18 protein-coding genes and 1 riboswitch are annotated in these 19,541 nt (G+C 74.4%); of the genes, 8 read left to right on the forward strand and 10 right to left on the reverse strand.

Annotated features, from left to right (window positions below; translation table 11 throughout):
- Window positions 1-201 carry a sulfur carrier protein ThiS gene (gene thiS, locus AB0F11_RS18965; RefSeq protein WP_362174701.1) on the reverse strand — a complete coding sequence of 67 codons (201 nt, stop codon included), beginning with the start codon at window positions 199-201 and terminating at the stop codon, window positions 1-3.
- A complete protein-coding gene (gene thiO, locus AB0F11_RS18970) occupies window positions 198-1,367 on the reverse strand; it encodes a glycine oxidase ThiO (RefSeq protein ID WP_362174704.1) in 1,170 nt (389 codons plus the stop codon). Before thiO ends, thiS begins: the two co-directional genes overlap by 4 nt.
- Window positions 1,365-1,477, reverse strand: a riboswitch (TPP riboswitch). It overlaps the preceding gene by 3 nt.
- Before the next feature lie 171 nt (window positions 1,478-1,648).
- Here thiO and AB0F11_RS18975 point away from each other — a divergent pair.
- The 5 genes from AB0F11_RS18975 (at window position 1,649) to AB0F11_RS18995 (ending at window position 6,195) form a co-directional block, all read left to right on the forward strand.
- Window positions 1,649-2,824, forward strand: coding sequence for an FAD-dependent oxidoreductase (locus AB0F11_RS18975; protein ID WP_362174797.1), 1,176 nt, complete (start codon window positions 1,649-1,651; stop codon window positions 2,822-2,824).
- Between the two features lie 255 nt (window positions 2,825-3,079).
- Window positions 3,080-3,445, forward strand: a complete 366-nt coding sequence (locus tag AB0F11_RS18980) for an Rv2175c family DNA-binding protein (RefSeq protein WP_362174707.1) — start codon at window positions 3,080-3,082, stop codon at window positions 3,443-3,445.
- A gap of 87 nt (window positions 3,446-3,532) precedes the next feature.
- Window positions 3,533-4,180 carry a thiamine phosphate synthase gene (gene thiE, locus AB0F11_RS18985; RefSeq protein WP_362174710.1) on the forward strand — a complete coding sequence of 216 codons (648 nt, stop codon included), beginning with the start codon at window positions 3,533-3,535 and terminating at the stop codon, window positions 4,178-4,180.
- A 109-nt stretch (window positions 4,181-4,289) separates the two neighbouring features.
- Window positions 4,290-5,207, forward strand: a complete 918-nt coding sequence (gene metF / locus AB0F11_RS18990; protein WP_362174713.1) for a methylenetetrahydrofolate reductase [NAD(P)H] — start codon at window positions 4,290-4,292, stop codon at window positions 5,205-5,207.
- Window positions 5,208-5,247: 40 nt separating this feature from the next.
- On the forward strand, window positions 5,248-6,195 hold the full coding sequence (locus AB0F11_RS18995; RefSeq protein WP_362174716.1) for a hypothetical protein: 948 nt from the start codon (window positions 5,248-5,250) through the stop codon (window positions 6,193-6,195).
- 76 nt (window positions 6,196-6,271) lie between these two features.
- Here AB0F11_RS18995 and AB0F11_RS19000 read toward each other — a convergent pair whose 3' ends face one another.
- From AB0F11_RS19000 to AB0F11_RS19020, 5 genes are all read right to left on the reverse strand, one after another.
- On the reverse strand, window positions 6,272-7,684 hold the full coding sequence (locus AB0F11_RS19000; RefSeq protein WP_362174719.1) for an NAD(P)/FAD-dependent oxidoreductase: 1,413 nt from the start codon (window positions 7,682-7,684) through the stop codon (window positions 6,272-6,274).
- Between the two features lie 31 nt (window positions 7,685-7,715).
- Entirely contained in the window at window positions 7,716-8,339 is a 624-nt protein-coding gene (locus tag AB0F11_RS19005; protein WP_362174721.1) for a DUF4126 domain-containing protein, read from the reverse strand.
- 121 nt (window positions 8,340-8,460) lie between these two features.
- The gene (locus tag AB0F11_RS19010; protein ID WP_362174724.1) at window positions 8,461-8,862 is read right to left on the reverse strand and encodes a DUF3040 domain-containing protein; all 402 of its coding nucleotides are present in this window, start codon (window positions 8,860-8,862) and stop codon (window positions 8,461-8,463) included.
- A gap of 311 nt (window positions 8,863-9,173) precedes the next feature.
- Window positions 9,174-9,932, reverse strand: a complete 759-nt coding sequence (locus tag AB0F11_RS19015) for a methyltransferase domain-containing protein (RefSeq protein ID WP_362174727.1) — start codon at window positions 9,930-9,932, stop codon at window positions 9,174-9,176.
- A 73-nt stretch (window positions 9,933-10,005) separates the two neighbouring features.
- Window positions 10,006-10,488, reverse strand: a complete 483-nt coding sequence (locus AB0F11_RS19020; protein ID WP_362174730.1) for an SAV_6107 family HEPN domain-containing protein — start codon at window positions 10,486-10,488, stop codon at window positions 10,006-10,008.
- Window positions 10,489-10,694: 206 nt separating this feature from the next.
- Between AB0F11_RS19020 and AB0F11_RS19025 the strand changes: the two genes are divergently transcribed.
- From AB0F11_RS19025 to AB0F11_RS19035, 3 genes are read left to right on the forward strand one after another with little or no spacing between them, the layout of a single operon-like run.
- Window positions 10,695-11,501, forward strand: a complete 807-nt coding sequence (locus AB0F11_RS19025; protein ID WP_362174733.1) for an ATP-binding cassette domain-containing protein — start codon at window positions 10,695-10,697, stop codon at window positions 11,499-11,501.
- Window positions 11,473-13,566: a YhgE/Pip domain-containing protein gene (locus AB0F11_RS19030; RefSeq protein WP_362174736.1), complete on the forward strand. Its 2,094-nt coding sequence runs from the start codon at window positions 11,473-11,475 to the stop codon at window positions 13,564-13,566. The genes AB0F11_RS19025 and AB0F11_RS19030 overlap by 29 nt, the downstream gene beginning before the upstream one ends.
- 41 nt (window positions 13,567-13,607) lie before the next feature.
- Complete coding sequence (locus AB0F11_RS19035; protein WP_362174738.1) at window positions 13,608-14,246, forward strand: TetR/AcrR family transcriptional regulator; 639 nt, start codon at window positions 13,608-13,610, stop codon at window positions 14,244-14,246.
- 432 nt (window positions 14,247-14,678) lie between these two features.
- Here the strand turns inward: AB0F11_RS19035 and AB0F11_RS19040 are convergent, their stop codons facing one another.
- Genes AB0F11_RS19040 through AB0F11_RS19050 form a run of 3 tightly spaced genes read right to left on the reverse strand, consistent with a single transcriptional unit; the run spans window position 14,679 to window position 19,509 of the window.
- Complete coding sequence (locus AB0F11_RS19040) at window positions 14,679-17,138, reverse strand: DUF3488 and transglutaminase-like domain-containing protein (RefSeq protein ID WP_362174740.1); 2,460 nt, start codon at window positions 17,136-17,138, stop codon at window positions 14,679-14,681.
- A complete protein-coding gene (locus AB0F11_RS19045) occupies window positions 17,135-18,499 on the reverse strand; it encodes a DUF58 domain-containing protein (RefSeq protein WP_362174743.1) in 1,365 nt (454 codons plus the stop codon). The genes AB0F11_RS19040 and AB0F11_RS19045 overlap by 4 nt, the downstream gene beginning before the upstream one ends.
- Window positions 18,499-19,509, reverse strand: coding sequence for a MoxR family ATPase (locus AB0F11_RS19050; RefSeq protein WP_362174746.1), 1,011 nt, complete (start codon window positions 19,507-19,509; stop codon window positions 18,499-18,501). The genes AB0F11_RS19045 and AB0F11_RS19050 overlap by 1 nt, the downstream gene beginning before the upstream one ends.
- Window positions 19,510-19,541: the final 32 nt, after the last annotated feature.

The raw sequence follows: 19,541 nt of genomic DNA on the forward strand, positions 1-19,541 counted from the left end.
TCAGCCTCCCTGGACCGCGGTGAGGATCTCGATCCGGTCGCCCTCGCCGACCGCGGTCAGCGGCCACTGCCCGCGCGGCACCACGGTCTCGTTGAGGGCGGCCGCGACGCCGGACGGCGCCGTGGTGAGGGTGGCGACCACCGACGCGAGCGTGGTCCCGGCCGCGATCTCCCGCGGCTCGCCGTTGACGGAGATGGTCATGCGTACGACTCCTGACGTGCAGCGGAGAAGCGGAGCGGGCTGAACGGGAGGGCGATCTCCGGCAGCGCGCCCGTGGTCAGCAGGTCGGCGAGCGCGTCGCCGGTGAGCGGGGTCAGCAGCACCCCGTTGCGGTAGTGCCCGGTGGCCAGGTGCAGCCCGGCCAGTACGGTCGGCCCGAGCAGCGGGGCGTTGTCCGGGGAGCCGGGCCGCAGGCCCGCCAGGGTCTCGGTCAGCGGGAGTTCGGTGATCCCGGGCACCAATTCGTGGGCGTCGCGCAGCAGTTCGTACACCCCGCCGGCGGTGACCGTGGTGTCCCAGCCGAGTTCCTCGCTGGTGGCGCCGACGACGAGCTCGCCGTTCTCCCGCGGCACCAGGTACACGTGGCTGCCGCGCACGACCGCCCGTACCGTCCGCGACAGGAACGGCGCGTACGCCGCCGGCACGGTCAGGCGCAGCACCTGCCCCTTCACCGGCCGGACGGGCGGCAGCGCCTCGTCCGGTACGCCGGCCAGCCGGCCGCTGAGCGAGCCCGCGGCCAGCACCACCTGGTCCGCGTACAGCTCGGTGCCGTCGTCGAGGGCCGCGCCGACGGCCCGGTCGGCGGCGACCAGCAGCCGCCCGGCGCTCGCCCGGTGGATCTCCACGCCGGCGTTCTCGCAGGCGGCCAGCAGGGCGGCGGCCAGCCGGCGCGGGTCGACCTGGTGGTCGCCGTCCACGCGCAGCCCGCCGCGCACGCCCGGGGCGAGCATCGGCTCCAGCCGGCGGCACTCGCGGCCGGTGAGCCACTCGGACTCCAGGCCGCAGCGGCGCTGCAGGGCGTGCAGTTCGCGCAGGTGGAGCCGGTCGTCGGCGTCGAGGGCCACGGCGAGGGTGCCGCAGGCGCGGTAGCCGATGTCCAGGCCGCCGCTGGCGTCGGCCAGCTCGGCGGCGAACTCGGGGTAGCGGGCGGCGGAGGCGAGGTTGAGGCCGAGCAGGGTCTCCTCGCCGTAGTGCAGCTCGGTGACCGCGGCGAGCATGCCCGCCGCGACCCGGGCGGCGCCGCCGCCGGGTGCGGGGTCCGCGAGCGCGGTGCGCAGCCCGCGGCGGGCCGCCCGCCAGGCGGTGACCAGGCCGATGATCCCGCCCCCGATGACGAGGACGTCGGATCCCTTCCGGGATGAATGCATGGGCTTCCAGCCCCTCCCTTCGCCGGCATGACCCGGATCAGGTTCGTACGGTCGGAGGCCGGTCAGCCTCCCTCTCAGCCCGGTACGTCCGGACTCCCGCGATGGGTAACGATGGCCACCCTAGCCGCTCGCCTCGGCGGAGGGGGAGTGTGCCGGATGCCGGGCGGGGGGCCGTGCCCGGCGGTGCCGGATTCCTGACTGATCGTCAGTTGACTACGCTGGGGGATGTGAGCGAGCAGACGGAAGAGACTGAGAACGGCGTCGTCATCGTCGGCGCCGGAATGGCCGGAGTGCAGACCGCGGTCGCCCTCCGCGAGCAGGGGTGGACCGGCCCCGTGACCCTGCTGGGCGCCGAACCCCACCAGCCGTACGACCGGCCCCCGCTGTCCAAGGCGGTGCTCCTCGGCAAGGCCGAGCACTCCGCCTTCGACGTGGACTTCGAGGGCCTCGGCATCGAGCTGCGGCTCGGAGTGGAGGTCACCGGGCTGCGGGCCGCCGACCGCGAGCTGGACACCGAGGCCGGGCCGGTCCCGTACGGGGTCCTCGTGCTGGCGACCGGGGCCGAGCCGCTGACCCTCCCGGGTGCGGAGGGGGTCCCCGGCGTCCACCTGCTGCGCACCCTGGACGACGCGGCGCGGCTGCGGCCGGTGCTGGCGCAGTCCCCGGCGACGGTGGTCGTCGGCGCGGGGTGGATCGGCGCGGAGTTCGCCACCGCGGCGCGGGAGGCGGGCTGCGCGGTGACCGTGGTCGAGGCGGCGGACCGGGTGCTGGCGGGTGCCCTCCCGGCCGAGGTCGCGGCGCCCATGGCCGCCTGGTACGAGGAGGTGGGCGCGGCCCTGCTGACCTCGGCCAAGGTGGCCTCGGTCGAGTCCGGGCGGGTCCTGCTCGCGGACGGCCGCGAGCTGCCGGCCGGGGCCGTGGTCGTCGGCATCGGGGCGCGGCCCGCGACGCGGTGGCTGGCCGGCTCGGGCGTCGAGCTCGGGCCGGACGGCTCGGTCACGGCCGACGCCCACCTGCGGACGTCCCTGCCGGGGGTGTACGCGGTCGGCGACTGCGCGTCCTTCCCGTCCGGGCGGTACGGGGCGCGGCTGCTGGTGCACCACTGGGACAACGCGCTGCAGGGGCCGCGGGTCGTCGCGGCGAACATCCTGGCCGGCGGGGGGCCGGGGCCGCTGGAGGTCTACGACCCGGTGCCGTACTTCTGGTCCGAGCAGTTCGGCCGCTTCGTCCAGTACGCCGGCCACCACGCCGGTGCGGACACCCTGCTGTGGCGGGGGGACCCGGGAGAGTCCGCCTGGACGGTGTGCTGGCTGCGGGCCGGCTCCCTGGTCGCGATCCTCGCGGTGGGCCGGCCGCGGGACCTCGCCCAGGCCCGCCGCCTGATCGAAACGGGCGCCCAGATGGACCCGGCCAAACTGTCCGACCCGTCCACCCCCATAAAGTCCGCCACCGCCTAGCGGCCCTCGCCCCCCGGCCCCCCGCGCCTCGATCGCCGACGGGGCTGGAGTTGCCGGACCCCGGCTTTTCGATGGCCGGGGTGGGTGGCGGCGGAGCCGGGGGCTGGACGGGCCGGGCGCGCGGCCCGGGAGCCGGTGGGCCCCGGCCCGGTGCGGGGCGGGCCGGTGTGGGTCGGGGCCGGATGGGTCCGGGGCGGGGCCACGGATGGGGTGGCTTGGGTGCCGGGCGGGGGTGGGAGGTGGCAGGCTTGTGCCGTGACCGAGATTGACGCAAAGATCGATGCCCTTGTCCCCGACTGGCTGTACCTCCCCGACATCGCCGAGATGCTCGACATCGAAGTGACCCGGGTCCGCCAGCTGGTCAAGGAAGGTCAGCTGATCGCCGTACGCCGCGGTGAGAACCGCGCCCTCCAGGTGCCCGCCGCCTTCATCGCGGGCGACAAGCTGGTCAAGGGCCTGCCCGGCCTGCTGACCGTCCTGCGCGACGACGGCTTCTCCGACGAGGAGATGCTGGAGTGGCTCTTCACCGCGGACCCGACCCTGCCCGGCACCCCGGTGCAGGCGCTGAGCGAGAATCGCGGCACGGAGGTGAAGCGCCGCGCCCAGGCGCTCGCCCTCTGACCCGTACCTGAGCCCACCGATCCACCCGCGCTGCCCGGCCGCCGCCCACCGCGGCGGCCCGGCATCGTGCCCACGAGGGGGACCCCCATGTCCGCGAACGCCCAGCTGTCCGACGCCCGGCTCTACCTGTGCACGGACGCCCGCAAGCGGCAGGGGGACCTCCCGGAGTTCCTCGACGCCGTCCTGGCCGGCGGCGTGGACATCGTCCAGCTCCGCGACAAGGGCATGGAGGCCGGCGAGGAGCTGGAGCACCTCCAGGTCTTCGCCGAGGCCGCCCGCCGCCACGGCAAGCTCCTCGCCGTCAACGACCGCGCCGACGTCGCGCACGCCATCGGCTCCGACGTCCTGCACCTGGGCCAGGGCGACATCCCCGTCCCCGCCGCCCGCGCGATCCTGGGCGAGGGCGTCCTGATCGGGCGGTCCTGCCACGCGGAGGACGAGGTGGCCGCGGCGGCCGCCGAGCCCGGCGTGGACTACTTCTGCACCGGCCCCTGCTGGCCGACCCCCACCAAGCCCGGCCGCCACGCCCCCGGCCTGGGCCTCGTCCGGTACGCGGCCTCCCTGGAGCAGGACCGCCCCTGGTTCGCCATCGGCGGGATCGACGCAGACAACCTCGACGAGGTCCTCGACGCCGGCGCCACCCGCATCGTCGTCGTCCGCGCCCTGACCGAGGCCTCCGACCCCGGCGCCGCCGCGGCCGACCTGGCCAAGCGCGTCCGGGCCCGGCTCGCCTGAGGCCCGGCCCCTGGCCGGCCCCGGTGGCCACCCCCGCCCACTGTCCAAAATCGTGTCCAATGGGTGGACGCCGCTTCGGTGTCCGCGGACGCGCGTCTAACCTGCCCGTATGGCCCTTGGAACCGCTTCCACCCGAACGGACCGTGCACGCACGGTCCGCGATCTGCTCGCGTCCGGGGACCCCTCGTACTCCTTCGAGTTCTGGGCTCCCAAGACCGAGACCGGCGAGCGCAACCTCTGGAACGCGCTGCGCCGCATCGAGGCGGTGGGCCCCAGCTTCGTCTCCGTGACGTACGGCGCCGGCGGCTCCACCCGTGGCGGCACCGTGAAGGCCACCCAGCAGATCGCCGCGGACACCACCCTCACGCCCGTCGCGCACCTCACCGCCGTCGACCACTCGATCGCCGAGCTGCGCAACGTGATCGGCCAGTTCGCCGACGCAGGCATCCGCAACATGCTCGCCGTGCGCGGCGACCCGCCGGGCAACCCCATGGGTCCGTGGGTCGCGCACCCCGACGGCGTGCACTACGCGGCCGACCTGGTCCGACTGCTCAAGGAATCCGGCGACTTCTGCGTGGGCGTGGCCGCTTTCCCCGAGATGCACCCGCGTTCGGAGGACTGGAACACGGACATCCGGCACTTCGTGGACAAGTGCCGCGCGGGCGCCGATTATGCGATCACCCAGATGTTTTTCGATCCCGAGAACTATCTGCGGCTGCGCGACAGCGTCGAAAAGGCCGGCTGCGAGACGCCGATCATCCCTGAGGTCATGCCTGTTGTGGCCATCAAGCAGCTCGACCGGCTGCCCCAACTCAGCAACGCCGTCTTCCCCGAGGCCGTGAAAGAGCGCATGCTCGCCGTCAAGGACGATCCGGCCGCTGTACGCTCCATGGGGATCGAGTTCGCCACGGAGTTCTGCGCGCGACTGCAGTCCGAGGGTGTCCCGGGGCTGCACTTCATCACGCTGAACAACTCCACGGCGACTCTCGAGATCTACGAGAATCTGGGCCTGCACCAGCGGGCCTGATCGGCCGTTCCCAGGGCGGCCGTACCGAGGGGTGCCACGCATGGGAATGACGGTCCTCTACATCGCGTTCGGTTTCGTCGCGCTGTGGCTGCTTGCCGAGGTCCTGATGCAGTACAAGGCCCGGCTGCGCTGGCGGTTGCTCGCGTTCGCCGGGTTCCTCGGCGTGGTCGCCGGGGTGGTGCTGCCGTCGGTGCCGGTCATCGCCGTGGGCGCGCTCGCGTTCGCGGTGGGCCAGACGCTGGTGACGTTGTCCTTCCGCAAGGGCTTCGAGGCCGGCTGGGCGATCCGCCGCGGCAAGAGCGGCGGCAAGGGCAAGGGCAAGGGCGGCGGCAAGGGCTCCACGGCGAAGGGGCAGGCCGCCGGCGGCTCGCGGCGCCGCCGGGCGGGCGGCCCGCGCCCCGAGCCCTCGCTCGAGGTGACCGCGCTGGAGTACGGGGCCGCCGAAGCGGCGGACGCGCCGGCCGACGGCGACGCGGCCGAGGTCTACAGCCCGGAGCCGCTGCCCGACGAGACCGGCTCGTACGGGATACAGAGTTTCGCGCCCGCCGCCGACGCGGCGCAGACGGCTCCGTTCGCCTCGCCGTTCACCACGGCCGAGCAGGATGCCCACGGGTACGCCGCCTACCAGGACCCGCACACCGCGGGTGTCGGCTACGACTACTCCGGCGGCTACCCCGCGGGCGGCGACCAGCAGGTCTACGCCGCCTACTCGGACCCGTACATCGGCACCAGCGGCGGCGTCATCCCGCAGCAGCCTTACGACTACACCCCGTACACCGGCCACACCCCCGACCCGTACGGCACGGCCGCGCAGGAGCAGTACTCCATGGACACCCCGCCCGGCGGGGTCTGGGTGCCGCAGCAGCGGGACGTGGCCCAGCCCTACCCGGCGGACGACCAGACCGGGCCCTACCCGCAGCAGCCGCAGCAGCAGCCCCAGCAGTACCCGTACCAGGGCAGCGGCGAGTACGAGCAGTACCGCTACTGAGACCGCGGCCCCCGCACCCCCCGCCCGAGCCCCTGCCGGCACCGCCGACAGGGGCTCGGGCGCGTCCGGCGGCCCGTCACTGGGAGCCGCGGAAGCCCGCGCCCTCCACGATCAGCCCGGCCACCAGCGCCCCGGTCATCCCGGCGTGCGCGAGTCCGCCGCCGGGGTGCGCCCAGCCGCCCGCCAGGTACAGCCCGGGCAGGGCCGTGGAGTTGGCCGGGTAGAGCAGCCGGCCGCCGGCCCCGGCGAGCGCCGGCGGGGGCACCGCGCCGCCCACCGCGCCCGTGGCCGCCTCGACGTCGGCCGGGGTGCGCACCTCGGACCACAGCAGCCGCTCGCGCAGGTCCGGAACGGCCCGTGCCGCGAGGTCCAGCAGGCCGTCGACCCGGTCCGGGGCCACCCCTTCCGGCCCGCACGCCACGCTCACGGTGACCGCCTCGTGTCCGGCGTCGGGGCGGGTGCCCGGGTCGTCGGGGCGCAGGACGGTGAGCAGCCCGCCGGGGGAGTGGACGAGGGTGCGGTGGGCGGCGCCTTCCGGGCGGGCGCCGCGCAGGGCGAGCAGGAGGGTGTACCGGCTGCGCACGCCGGCTCCGCGGGCGGGGACGCCGTCCGGCGGGAGCGGTACGCCGAGCCGCCGGGGGTCGGTCCCGCAGACGACGTGGTCGGCCTCGGCCTCGGTGCCGTCGGCGAGCAGCAGCCCGGCCGCCCGGCCCTCGCGTTCCAGTACCTCCCGTACCGGGGTGTCGAAGGCGAAGACGACCTTCCGCTCCAGGCAGCGCTCGTACACGGCGGTGGCCAGGGCCCGGATCCCGCCGCGCACGTACCAGCTGCCGAAGGTCTGCTCCATGTACGGCAGCACGGCCGCGGCGGCCGGGGCGCCGGCGGGGTCGATCCCGTACGCCTCGACGCGGGCGGCCAGCAGCTCGCCCAGCGGCCCGCCCAGCTCGCGCCCGGCGATCTCGGCGAGGGTCGGCGGCCGGCGGCGAAGCAGGCCGCTGCGCCGCACGGCCGGGTACGGGTCGCGGCCGAGGACCTGCCAGTCGGGCCGCAGCGGCTCCTCCAGCAGGGGGCGGCGGGTGGCGTCCCAGGCGTCGCGGGCCCGGTTCAGCACCTCGTTCCAGCGGTCGCCGGAGCCCGCGCCGAAGGCACGGTCGAGGGCCGCCGCGGCGCCGCCGCGGGAGGCGCCGGGGAGACTGACCTCCGCCCCGTCGGCGAGGACGTGCCGGACGGCCGGGTCGACCTGGACCAGGTCGACGCAGTCCTCCAGGGGCCGCTTGCCGGTCTTGACGAACAGGTCGCGGTAGACGGCCGGCAGGTGCAGCAGCCCCGGTCCCGTGTCGAAGACGAAGCCGTCCCGCTCGTAGCGGCCGACCGCGCCTCCGTACGTCGGACCCTGCTCGTACACCGTCACCTGGTGCCCCGCCACGGCCAGCCGGGCCGCCGTGGCCATCGCGCCCATGCCGGCGCCGATCACCGCAATTCGTGCCATGCGGCTGACCTTATCGAGCGGGGAGGCGGGGTCAGCCGGGTGGGCCCGTGGCCGCCCGGGCCCCGGCGGCGAGCCGTCTCTCCTCGCGGCGCCGGGCCCGGCGGCGCAGGAAGCGGCGGATCCGGGTCCACAGGAAGACCAGGACGGCCAGGCCGGCCGCCAGCAGGACGGCGGCGATGACCGCGGCGGCTCCGGGGTGGAACATGGCGAAGGTGACGATCCCCGCGACGCCGAGGTCCTCGGCGGTGCTGAGGGCGATGTTGCTGAACGGCTCGGGCGAGGTGTTGACGGCCATGCGGGTGCCGGCCTTGACGGCATGGCTGGCCAGCGCGGTGGAGCCGCCGATCGCCCCGGCGGCGAGGTCGGGGAGCGAGCCGCTCTGCCCGGCCAGCAGGGCGCCGATGACGGCTCCGGCGACCGGCCGGATCACGGTGTGGACGGAGTCCCAGACGGAGTCCACGTAGGGGATCTTGTCGGCGACGGCCTCGCAGAGGAAGAGCACGCCCGCGACGACGAGCACATCGGTGCGCTGCAGGGAGGCGGGCACCTCGTCCGTCATTCCGGTCGCGCCGAAGACGCCGAGCAGGAGGACCACGGCGTAGGCGTTGATCCCGCTGGCCCAGCCGCTGGTGAAGACCAGGGGGAGCACACTCACGCCGACATCATGCCGCAGCGCGGCCCGAACCGGCAGGTCCTCCGCGAGGGCAGCGAGGGCAGAGCCGTGAGGGGGCGGCCGCCGTGCGGCAGCCGCCCCCTCACCCGTGTCTGTCCGGGGCCTACTGCCCCTGCTCGTCGCGGCGGCGCTGCCACCGCTCCTCGATGCGGGTCATCATCGACCGCCGCTGCCGGTTGCGGCCGTGGGCCGAACCGCCTGCCATGCCGGAGACGGGCTGCTCGCCAGGCTTGGGCGCTTTGCGCCAACCGGTGACCACGAGGACCGTACAGCCCAGCATGACGAGGAAACCCACCACGCTGACCCAGAGTACGTTCGGGACGATCACACCGGTCATGAGGAGCGCGATACCCACCACAATGCCTGCGACTGCCTGGTAGACCCGTCGCCGGGTGTACGTACGCAGTCCGCTTCCCTCAAGCGCTGTCGCGAACTTGGGATCTTCGGCGTACAGCGCTCGCTCCATCTGCTCGAGCATTCGCTGCTCGTGCTCCGAGAGCGGCACGGGAGTCCTCCTCATCCGTCGGTCGCGGGGGGTAGCGACCAGGGGTCCCCTTCAGGATAGGCGGGGAATCGCCCCCGTGATACCCGCCCTCCACGCCAGGTTGGAAATGCACTGCCGGGAAGGGCGCTGCCCCACATCAAAAAGCACTGAGCAAAACCGTACCGCCGCCAGGTGCGGTCACTGAGGCGCTTTATTCCCCATTGATCCGCGGGCCATGCCGGTGGCTGTCCCGATCATACGGCGCGGATCTCCGCGGCGGAGGCTCTCCGCCGGGTCCGCAGCGACTGCCTGAAGCGCGGACCGGATGCGGATCAGGCGTGCTTCTCGCCGAGGACGTGCAGCTGGGTGGCGATCGCGTGGAAGGCGGGCAGCTCGGCGGCGGCCTCCTCCAGGCGCAGCAGCGCCTCACCGGCCCCCGGCTCGGTGTCCACGAGGACGCCCGGGACGAGGTCGGCGAAGACGCGGACGCCGTGCACCGCGCCGACCTCCAGGCCGGTCCCGGCGACCAGCTCGGTGAGCTGCTCGGCGGTGAAGCGCCGCGGGACCGGGTCACCGGCGCCCCAGCGCCCGGCCGGGTCGGTGAGCGCGGCGCGGGCCTCGGTGAAGTGGCCGGCCAGGGCGCGGGCGAGCACGGCTCCGCCGAGGCCCGCGGCGAGCAGGCTGAGCGTGCCGCCGGGGCGCAGCGCTGCCACGGCGTTGGCCGCACCCTCGGCCGGGTCGTCCACGTACTCCAACACGCCGTGGCAGAGCACGATGTCGTACGCCTCCCGGTCGACGACGTCGAGCAGTCCCTGGGCATCGCCCTGTACACCGCGGACCAGGTCGGCGACGCCGGCCTCGGCGACCCGGCGCTCCAGCCCGAACAACGCGTTGGGGCTGGGGTCGACCACGGTGACCCGGTGCCCCAGGCGCGCCAGCGGCACGGCGAACTTGCCCGTGCCGCCACCGGTGTCCAGTACGTCCAGCACGTCCCGCCCGGTCGCCTTCACCCGGCGGTCGAGTGCCTCCTTGAGGAGCTCCCACACCACGGCGGTGCGGAGGGAGGCACGGGGGCGGGAAGTGTCCGACACGGCTGATGACTCCTCGGCGCGGTGAGAGTGGTCGATGCGAGCCCCACCCTATTGCCTCCGGCAGCCGTGCAGCTCATCCCGCGTCCGGACGCTCCGCACGGGGCTGGGGCAGGGTCTGCGCCACCGGCTGGAGAGCGAGCATCCGCTCGACCAGCCGCAGGAACATCGCCGCGGCGCGCACGAGGTAGTCCGCGTCCTCCGCGCTCGCGGCGTCGCGTATCCCGGCCTCGGCCCGGGCCCGGCGCTCGGCGCCCGAGGCGAACAGGGAGCTCCACTCGGCCAGTTCCGGCGCGAGCTCCGGGAGCACCTCCCAGGCGCTGCGGATGCGGGGCCGCCGCCGCGGGTGCGCCGGTTCGGGCCGGCCGCGCGCGGCGAGCACGGCGGCGGCGACGCGCAGGGCGGCCAGATGGGCCGTGGCGTAGCGCTCGTTGGGACGGGTCAGCAGGGCGGCCTCGGCCAGCCCGGCGCGGGCCTTGGCGAGCAGGTCGAGCGCGGCCGGCGGTGCGGCCGACCGGCGCGGGACGGGGTGGACAGGGGACGGGGACGGTGTGGCCATGACGAACCTCCTGTCGTTGCGTACTGCTCAGTCGTGGGCGCGGTGTTCTGTGCCCTCGGGACCATCGTGACGTGGACCACTGACAATCGCCCCGACCTGCGGTTTTGCGGGGTCGGGCCGGGGTCGGACGGCCCCCGCCGCGCGCAAGGCCGCACCGGGTGCTAGCTTTTGAACTGACCGGTCAGTTCAAAAGAGAGGGGGCCGGCGTGGACAGCCCGCACGGCGCGGCCGTCAAAGCCGAGGACTTCGGACTGAAGGGCCCGCGCGGCTGGGTGTTCCGCGGCGTGGGCATCAATGCCGGGCCCGGCTCGCTCATCGCCGTCGAAGGCCCCTCCGGCAGCGGCCGGACCTGCCTGCTCCTCGCCCTCACCGGGCGCATGAAGCCCACCGAGGGCCGCGCCGAGATCGCCGGCCACCGCCTGCCGAAGCGGATGGCGGCCGTCCGCCGGATCGCCGCCCTGGGCCCGGTCTCCGGGGTCAACGACCTCGACCAGGCCCTGACCGTCGCCGAGCAGCTGCGCGAGGGCGCACTGCTCCAGCGCCGCTACGAGGGCCCCGTACGCGCTCTGCTGCGCCCGCGCGCCGAGCGCCGCACCGCGAGCACGGACCGGATCGACGCCGCCCTGGCCGCCGCAGGCCTGGACCTGGACACCCTGCCCAAGGGCCCCCGCACCTCCGTCCGGGACCTCGACCGCTTGGAGGCGGTCCGGCTGTCCGTGGCCATCGCCCTGCTGGGCGCCCCGCGCCTGCTGGCCCTCGACGACCTCGACCTCAAGCTCTCGGACACCGAACGCGCCGACGCCTGGGCCATGCTCCGCTCGATCGCCGAGGCGGGCACCACCGTCCTCGCGGTGTGCAGCCAGGCCCCCGAGGACGTGACGGTCCTCCGCACGGACGCCGCGGCCGAGGGCGGCAGCGACCCCGCAGCCAAGACCACCACCGCAGAAGACAAGACCGACACCGACGACACGAAGGGGGCGGACGATGCGCTCGCCGAAGCTGGCCGCGCTTGAGCTGAAGCGGTTCGGGCGGGGGAAGCTGCCCCGGGCCGCCCTCGTCGCGCTGCTCCTGCTGCCGCTGCTCTACGGAGCCCTGTACCTGTGGTCCTTCTGGGACCCGTACAGCCGCCTCGACAAGGTGCCCGTCGCCCTCGTCAACGCCGACAAGGGCGCCACCGTCGAGGGCAACCGCCTCGACGCGGGCGCCGAGATCACCAAGAAGCTGCACTCCAGCAAGACCTTCGACTGGCACGAGGTGAACGCCGAAGAGGCCGCCAAGGGCCTGGAGAACGGGACGTACTACCTGTCCCTGACCATGCCGGCCGACTTCAGCGAGCGGATCGCCTCCAGCTCCGGCGCCGACCCGACCACCGGCGCGCTCCAGGTCCGCACCAACGACGCGAACAACTACATCGTCGGCTCGATCTCCCGTACCGTCTTCTCCGAGGTCCGCTCGGCGGCGTCCACCAACGCCTCCCGCAAGTTCCTCGACAAGATCTTCGTCAGCTTCTCCGACCTGCACGACAAGACCGCCGAGGCCGCCGACGGCGCCGACAAGCTCAAGAACGGCGCGAGCGACGCCCAGGAGGGCGCCAAGAAGATCGCCGAGGCCCTCGACACCGCCGAGGAGAAGAACGGCGAGCTGACCGGCGGGCTGAACAAGCTCGACTCGGCCGCGGGCAAGCTGGAGACCGGTACGCAGAGCATCGCCGACGGCACTCAGAAGCTCGCCGACGGGTTCAACGGCGTCGCCTCCCAGGTCCGCCCCTACCTGGAAAACCCCAAGCAGCTCGCCGACACCGCCCTGCTCGTCGCGGACACCGCCAAGGTCGTCAACAACCACCTGGAGACCTTCAGCAAGAAGGCCCCCGCCGCAGCCAAGGTCAGCAAGCAGGCCGCGGCGCTGGCCGCGGACACCTACGCCAGCACCTGCACGGGGTCCGCCCCCAAGCCGCTGCCGGCCGCCTGCACGAAGCTGGCGAAGCTGAAGGACACCACTGCCGAGGCCGCCCAGCTCACCGGCGACGTGGACACGCTGGTCAAGGACTCGGGCGGTGACCTGTCCGCCCTCCGCAAGGAGCTCACCGATCTGGAGAAGCAGGCCCGCAAGCTCGCAGCAGGCGCCCCCGGCCTCTCCGACAAGCTCGATGCGAAGATCGCCGACATCAACGCCCTCAACACCGGGGCCCACAAGGTCGCGACCGGCATGGCACAGCTCCACAGCGGCCTGGGCAAGGCCAGCGACGGATCCGAGGCCCTCGGCAACGGCGTCGCCAAGATCGGCGACGGCGCCCACAGCCTCGACGGCGGCCTGTACAAGCTCGTCGACGGCAACGGCGCCCTCGCCGACGGCCTGCACCAGGGCGTGGACAAGATCCCGGACTACGACCAGCAGCAGCGCGACGCCCGCACCCAGGTCATGGCCGACCCGGTCAAGCTCGCCAACCAGTCCCTGCACAAGGCGCCCAACTACGGCACCGGCTTCGCCCCGTACTTCATCCCGCTGTCCCTCTGGGTCGGCGCGATGGTCGCGTACATGCTGATCGCGCCGATGAACAAGCGGGCCCTGGCCGCCGGCGCCTCGCCCTGGCGGATCGCCCTCGCCGGCTGGCTGCCCGTCGCCGGGCTCGGCACGCTCCAGGTGGCCGCCCTGATGTCCGTCCTGCACTGGGCGCCCGGCCTCGGCCTCCAGATGGCCCGACCGGCCCTGACCATCGGCTTCCTGGTCCTGGTCACCGGCTGCTTCGCGGCGATCGTGCAGTGGCTGAACGCCAAGTTCGGGGCCGCGGGCCGGATCCTGGTCCTGGCCTTCCTGATGCTCCAGCTGACCTCGGCGGGCGGCACCTACCCCGTGCAGACCAGCCCGGACTTTTTCAACGACATCCACCCGTACCTGCCGATGTCGTACATCGTCGAGAGCCTGCGCCGCCTCATCACCGGCGGCGACCTCACCCCCGTCTGGCAGGGCAGCGCCGTCCTGGTGGCCTTCACCGTGGGCGCCCTCGCCCTGACCTCGCTCGCCGCCCGCGGCAAGCAGGTCTGGACGATGGACCGGCTCCACCCCGAACTGAGCCTGTGACCGGGCCCGCAGAGATCGGTTGACCTGTGAGAATCAGCGCCATGGAAAGCAGCAGCACCAGCGCCGGCACGAGCGTCGGCGGCGGCCGCCGGCAGGCGACGCGCCAGAAGCTCTACGAAGCAGCCGTCACGCTCATCGCCGAGCAGGGCTTCTCCGCGACCACGGTCGACGAGATCGCCGAGCGGGCGGGCGTCGCGAAGGGCACCGTCTACTACAACTTCGCGAGCAAGAACGAGCTGTTCGAGGAGCTGCTGCGGCACGGCGTCGGCCTGCTCACCGCCTCCCTGCGGGCGGCGGCGGAGTCGACCGAGGCGAGCGGCGGCAGCCGGGTCGAGGCCCTCGACGCGATGATCCGCGCCGGCCTCGTCTTCATCGACCGCTACCCCGCCTTCACGCAGCTGTACGTGGCCGAGCTGTGGCGGACCAACAGGACTTGGCAGTCCACGCTCATGGTGGTCCGGCAGGAGGCGGTGGCCGTCGTCGAGACCGTGCTGCGCGAGGGCGTGGAGCGCGGTGAGCTGAGCGCGGAGATCGACGTGCCGCTGACGGCCGCCGCACTGGTGGGGATGGTCCTGGTGGCCGCGCTGGACTGGCAGTCCTTCCAGAGCGAGCGCTCGCTGGACGACGTGCACTCGGCGCTGTCGCTGCTGCTGCGGGGACGGGTCAGCGGCAACCGCTGACGGGTGGTGACCCCCGATCGGCGGTGCCGCGGGGCGCGGGGGCCGCGTACAACTGGTGGGGCCCGCCCCGGCCCGCCGCCCGGCCTGAGTACGCGTACCCAGACGTCGGATGAGTACCTGCGCGGATGGGCTCCCACCTGCGCAGACGCCAGACTGGGGGCAACGGACGGGAACCCGGTCCGGACCGCCGACACGGGGCGGCCGGTGCGGACCGGGTACCTGCGCCGCGACCGGGAAGGGGTCAGGGGACCCGGGGGACCCGGTGATGCAGTAACGCCGACGCGGCGGGGCTCGGGGGGATCGAGCCTCGCCGCGTCGGCGTGTTTCGATCCAGCCCCGCCGGCGTTTGAGGCGCGGAGCCCCCGGTTTCGGGAAGGGGCGGGGAGGGGAAAGGCAGCGCCCAGCCGCACCCGCCCCCTCAGCCCAGCCCGCTCAGCCCCGGCCCCTCAGCGGAAGCCGCAACTTCTGCCCCAGCGCCCCCAGCCGCGCACCGACCCTGGCCAGCCGGTCACGAACCCCGGCGGCGGCCGCCGAGCAACGCCCCGCAACAGCCCACCGCACCCGCACCCCGGACCGCGGCAGCAGCAGCGCCCGCAGCCGCCCCCACCGCCCGGCCCGCTCCAGCAGCGCCGCCCGCGCCACCAGCACATCCGCGGCCAACCCCTCGTACACGGCCTCCCCGACGGCGCCCGGCCGGGCGTACAGCACCCGCTCCACCGCCCCGGCGACCCGGTACACCGCAGCCGCGGCGTCCTGCTCCAGCGGCCCCAGCCGCACCAGCCGGTCGGCGGCCCGCCGCGGCGACAGCGCCCCGTCGGGGGCGATGCCCACGTCCCAGGCCGCGTCGCCCAGCTCCTCCCAGGCCGGCAGGACGGCGCCCGCCGCAAGCCGCCGGGCACGGACCCGCGAGCGCCACAACAGCGGCAGCAGCGGCAGCCCCAGCAGGACCAGTACGCCACCCGTCCAGGCCAGGACCGCCCCCACCGACACGCCGTCGTCCTTGCCGCCGGCGCCCGACTCCGGGGCCTTCTTCCCGCACTCGCCGAGCCGGGCCAGCTCCGGCGGGCAGTCGTCCGCCTTCGACGGGGCCGCCGACGGCTGCGCCGAGCTCTGCGACGGCAGCGGCGCCGGCGCGGAAGGCTGCGCCGCGGGCCGCTCGGAGCGCGAGTAGTCCGGCAGCGTGATGCCCTGACGAGGCGTCGGCTCGAACCGGGTCCAGCCCACGCCCTCGAAGTACAGCTCCGGCCAGGCGTGCGCGTCCCGCATGGTCACGTTGACCGTGCCGTCCGACTGCTTCTCGCCCGGCGTGAAGCCGACCGCCACCCGCGCCGGGATCCCGAGCGAGCGCGACATCGCCGCCATCGAGAAGGCGAAGTGGATGCAGAAGCCCTCCTTGTCCGCGAGGAACCGGGCGATCGCCTGCGGTCCCGTGCCCGAGGCCACCTTCGTGTCGTAGCGGAAGCCGCCGCCGACCGCGAACCAGTCCTGCAGCCGCACCGCCCGCGCGTAGTCGTCCTTCGCGCCCTTCGTCACCTGACGGGCCGTCTCCGCGACGACCGGCGGCAGGTTGTCCGGCAGCTTCGTGTACTCGTCCCGGATCTCCTGCCGCGCCTCGGGCGCCGCCTGGAGCTGGGCCGCCGTCGGCCGCAGCAGCAGGCTGCGCACCGTGTACACCGCGCCCTGGACGTTCTGGAAGCGGTCCTTGCCGAGCTGGTCGCCGACCAGGGTCCGCCCGGCCGGCTCGAACCGCCACTTGCCGGGGATGTCCACGCTCGTCGCCGGGTACGGCATCGGCAGGTAGCGCTGCGCGTAGCTGTCGGCCGCCGAGACGTTGGTGCGCACCTCGGTGGCGTTCTGCCGGATCTGCGGGCTGAGCCCCGGCGGCGCCGGCAGCTGCTCCGGCACGTCGGTCAGGGTGCGCCCGGAGGCCTCCCACTTGACTCCGTTGAACTCGTCCAGCGCCAGGATCCGCAGGTACTGCTCGCCGAGCTGCGGGCTGTCCGTGCGGTACTTCAGCACCACCCGGTTGTCCGTCGCGTTCAGGCTGCCCTGGAGGGAGACCAGCGGGTTCACCGCCGAGATCGTCCCGCCGGTCCCGCTGCCGCCGCCCTCGGCCTCCCCCTGCCCCGTCAGCAGTCCGCCGCCGAGCGAGGGCAGCGCCGCGGGCACGGTCAGCGCGATGCCGAGCGCGACCGCGCCGATGCGCCGCCCGGTGCGTACGGGAGCGGTCGCCTGGCCGGAGCCGCCACCCCCGTACCCGGAGGCCGCCGACACCCGCCCGGGCGGCGCCCCGCCGAAGACCCGGCCCCACTGGGCCAGTCGGTCGCGGCCCTCGGCCAGCAGCAGCAACAGGTAGCCGCCGCCGGCCAGCAGGAAGGAGAACCAGGCGCCGTGGGCCCCGGTCCCGGCGGACAGCCCGGCCGCCACCGAGTACAGCGCGAGCAGCGGCAGTCCGGCCGCGGCGGCGGTCCGCAGGGTCACCGCGAGCAGGTCCACCAGCAGCCCGACCAGCAGTACGCCGGAGAGCAGGAGCAGCCGGATGCCGTCGGTCAGCGGGGCCGGGATCGCGAACTCGGCCACGTCCTGCACGCCCCGCCGGAACAGGGCGGCGAAATCGCCCACCAGGTAGGCCATCGGCCCGTCCCCGGTGGACTCGCCCTTCCCCGCGAACAGCAGGGCGAGCACCAGCAGCGACACCACGACCTGCGCGGCCACGGTCAGGGCCCGCGCGAGCGGTATGCGCCGCGCCGCCGCCCCGACCCCGCTCTGCACGGCCAGCAGCAGGGCCGCCTGCAGCAGCCAGCCCGCCGACTCCACCAGCGAGGCCAGCGACCAGGAGGTCAGCAGGGTCGCCAGGAACGCGAACAGCGTGACGCGCGCCCGCCCGCTCATGCCCGGCTCCCGGAGGCACCCGAGCCCAGCGGAGCGTTCCCGGCCTGCCGCCACAGCTCCCCGAACGCGACCCCCGGCGGCACGGCCAGGGCCGTCCAGCCCGCCGTGCGCAGCCGGTGCAGCCGCTCCTCCACCGCGGTGGGCCGACCGGCCCACAGCGCCGCATCCAGTACGAAGGCCACCGCGGCCCCGCTGCGCCCGCGCATCTTGGCCGCCAGTTCCGTCTGTACGTCGTCCAGGTCCCCGAAGAAGGCGATGAGCAGCCCGTCGCCGCCGGTCTCGCCGAAGCCCCCGCCGCCGCTGCGCAGTGCGTCGTACGCGCGCGAGAGGCCGGCGCCGTCGGAGTGCCCGACGACCGCGAGGGTGTCCATCATCAGCCCGGCCGCCTCGGCGGACTCCTGCCCGCCGGAGGAGAAGCCGCCGCCCTCGCCGGGCACCGTGGTCCCCGCGTCGGTCAGCAGCCGTGAGGAGAACCCCTGTTCCAGCAGGTGGACCAGGGTGGAGGCGGCCGCGGACACGGCCCACTCGAAGGCGGAGTCGGGGCCCGCGCCCTCGAAGGCCACGTCCCGGGTGTCCAGCAGGACGGTGGCCCGGCTGCGCTGGGGCTGCTCCTCGCGGCGGACCATCAGCTCGCCGTAGCGGGCGGTGGAGCGCCAGTGCACCCGGCGCAGGTCGTCGCCGCGCCGGTAGGTGCGCGGGATCACGTCGTCGTCGCCGGCCAGCGCCAGGGCGCGGCGGCTGCCGTCGCCGTAGCCGGAGGTCTCGCCGGCCAGCCGCACCGGCACCAGCTCCTCGGTGCGCGGGACGACGGTCAGCAGGTCGTGGCTGCTGAACGAGCGGGTCAGCTCGACCAGCCCGAACGGGTCGGTCAGCCGCAGCTGGAGCGGCCCCAGCGGGTAGCGGCCGCGCAGGTCGGAGCGGACCCGGTAGGACACCTCGCGGCGCCCGCCGGGCTCGACCCGGTCCAGGACGAAGCGGGGCCGCGGCCCGAGCACGTACGGGACCCGGTCCTGCAGCATCAGCAGGCCCGTGGGCACCCGAGAGACGTTGTCGACGCGCAGCTGCACCCGGGCCTCGGCGCCGGCCGCCACGCGCACGGGGCTGAGCAGGCGGCTGCCCGCGACCCGGTGCCGGGTGCGGTGCAGGGCGAGGACGCAGACCAGCGGCAGCGCGGCCAGCAGCAGCCCGACCCGCAGCAGTTCGCCCTGGCCCAGGACGTACGCGCACAGGCCGGCGGCGATCCCGGCGGCCAGGAAGGACCGGCCGCGGGTGGTCAGACCGGACAGCGACGCGCGCAGCCCGCCGAGGCCCCGGCCGCCGGTGTCCTCGCCGCCGGCGCCGCGCAGGGCACCGGCGCCCATCAGAAGCCCCGGATGCCCGCGCCGGGCGGCACGTCGCCGTGGGAGTGCGCGGACGGCACGGGGGTGCGCTGCACGATCTCGTGGACGACCTGCTCGGCGGTGCGGCGGTTCAGCTGGGCCTGAGCGGTCGGCAGCAGGCGGTGCGCGAGGACCGGGCCGGCCAGCTGCTGGACGTCGTCGGGCAGCACGTAGTCGCGGCCGGACAGGGCGGCCGAGGCCTTCACGGCGCGCAGCAGGTGCAGGGTCGCGCGCGGCGAGGCGCCCAGGCGCAGGTCGGGGTGGCTGCGGGTCGCGGAGACCAGGTCGACGACGTAGCGCCGGACCGGCTCGGCGACGTACACCTCGCGCACGGCGTCTATGAGCTTGACGACGTCGTGGGCGTGGGCGACGGCCTGCAGGTCGTCGAGCGGGGAGAGCCCGCCGTGGACGTCGAGCATCTGCAGCTCGGCGTCCGGGCTGGGGTAGCCGACGGAGACGCGGGCCATGAAGCGGTCGCGCTGCGCCTCGGGCAGCGGGTAGGTGCCCTCCATCTCCACCGGGTTCTGGGTGGCGACCACCATGAACGGGCTCGGCAGGGCGTAGGTCGTGCCGTCGACGGTGACCTGGCGCTCCTCCATCGACTCCAGCAGCGCGGACTGGGTCTTGGGGGAGGCGCGGTTGATCTCGTCGCCGATGACGATCTGGGCGAAGATCGCGCCGGGCTTGAACTCGAACTCGCGGCGCTGCTGGTCGTAGATGCTGACGCCCGTGATGTCGGACGGCAGCAGGTCCGGGGTGAACTGGATGCGCTGCACCGAGCAGTCGATCGACTTGGCGAGGGTCTTGGCGAGCATGGTCTTGCCGACGCCGGGGACGTCCTCGATCAGCAGGTGCCCCTCGGCGAGCAGCACGGTGAGCGCGATGCGCACGACCTCGGGCTTGCCCTCGATCACGCTCTCGACGGAGCTGCGCACGCGCTCGGCCGTGCTCGTCAGATCCGCGAGGCTCGCTCTGTCGTCATACGTCGTCACCTGGTACTCCTCGGCCCTTTCCGGCAGGGCCG

Origin of the sequence: Streptomyces sp. NPDC032472, assembly GCF_040636955.1 — a bacterium.
GTDB lineage: Bacteria > Actinomycetota > Actinomycetes > Streptomycetales > Streptomycetaceae > Streptomyces.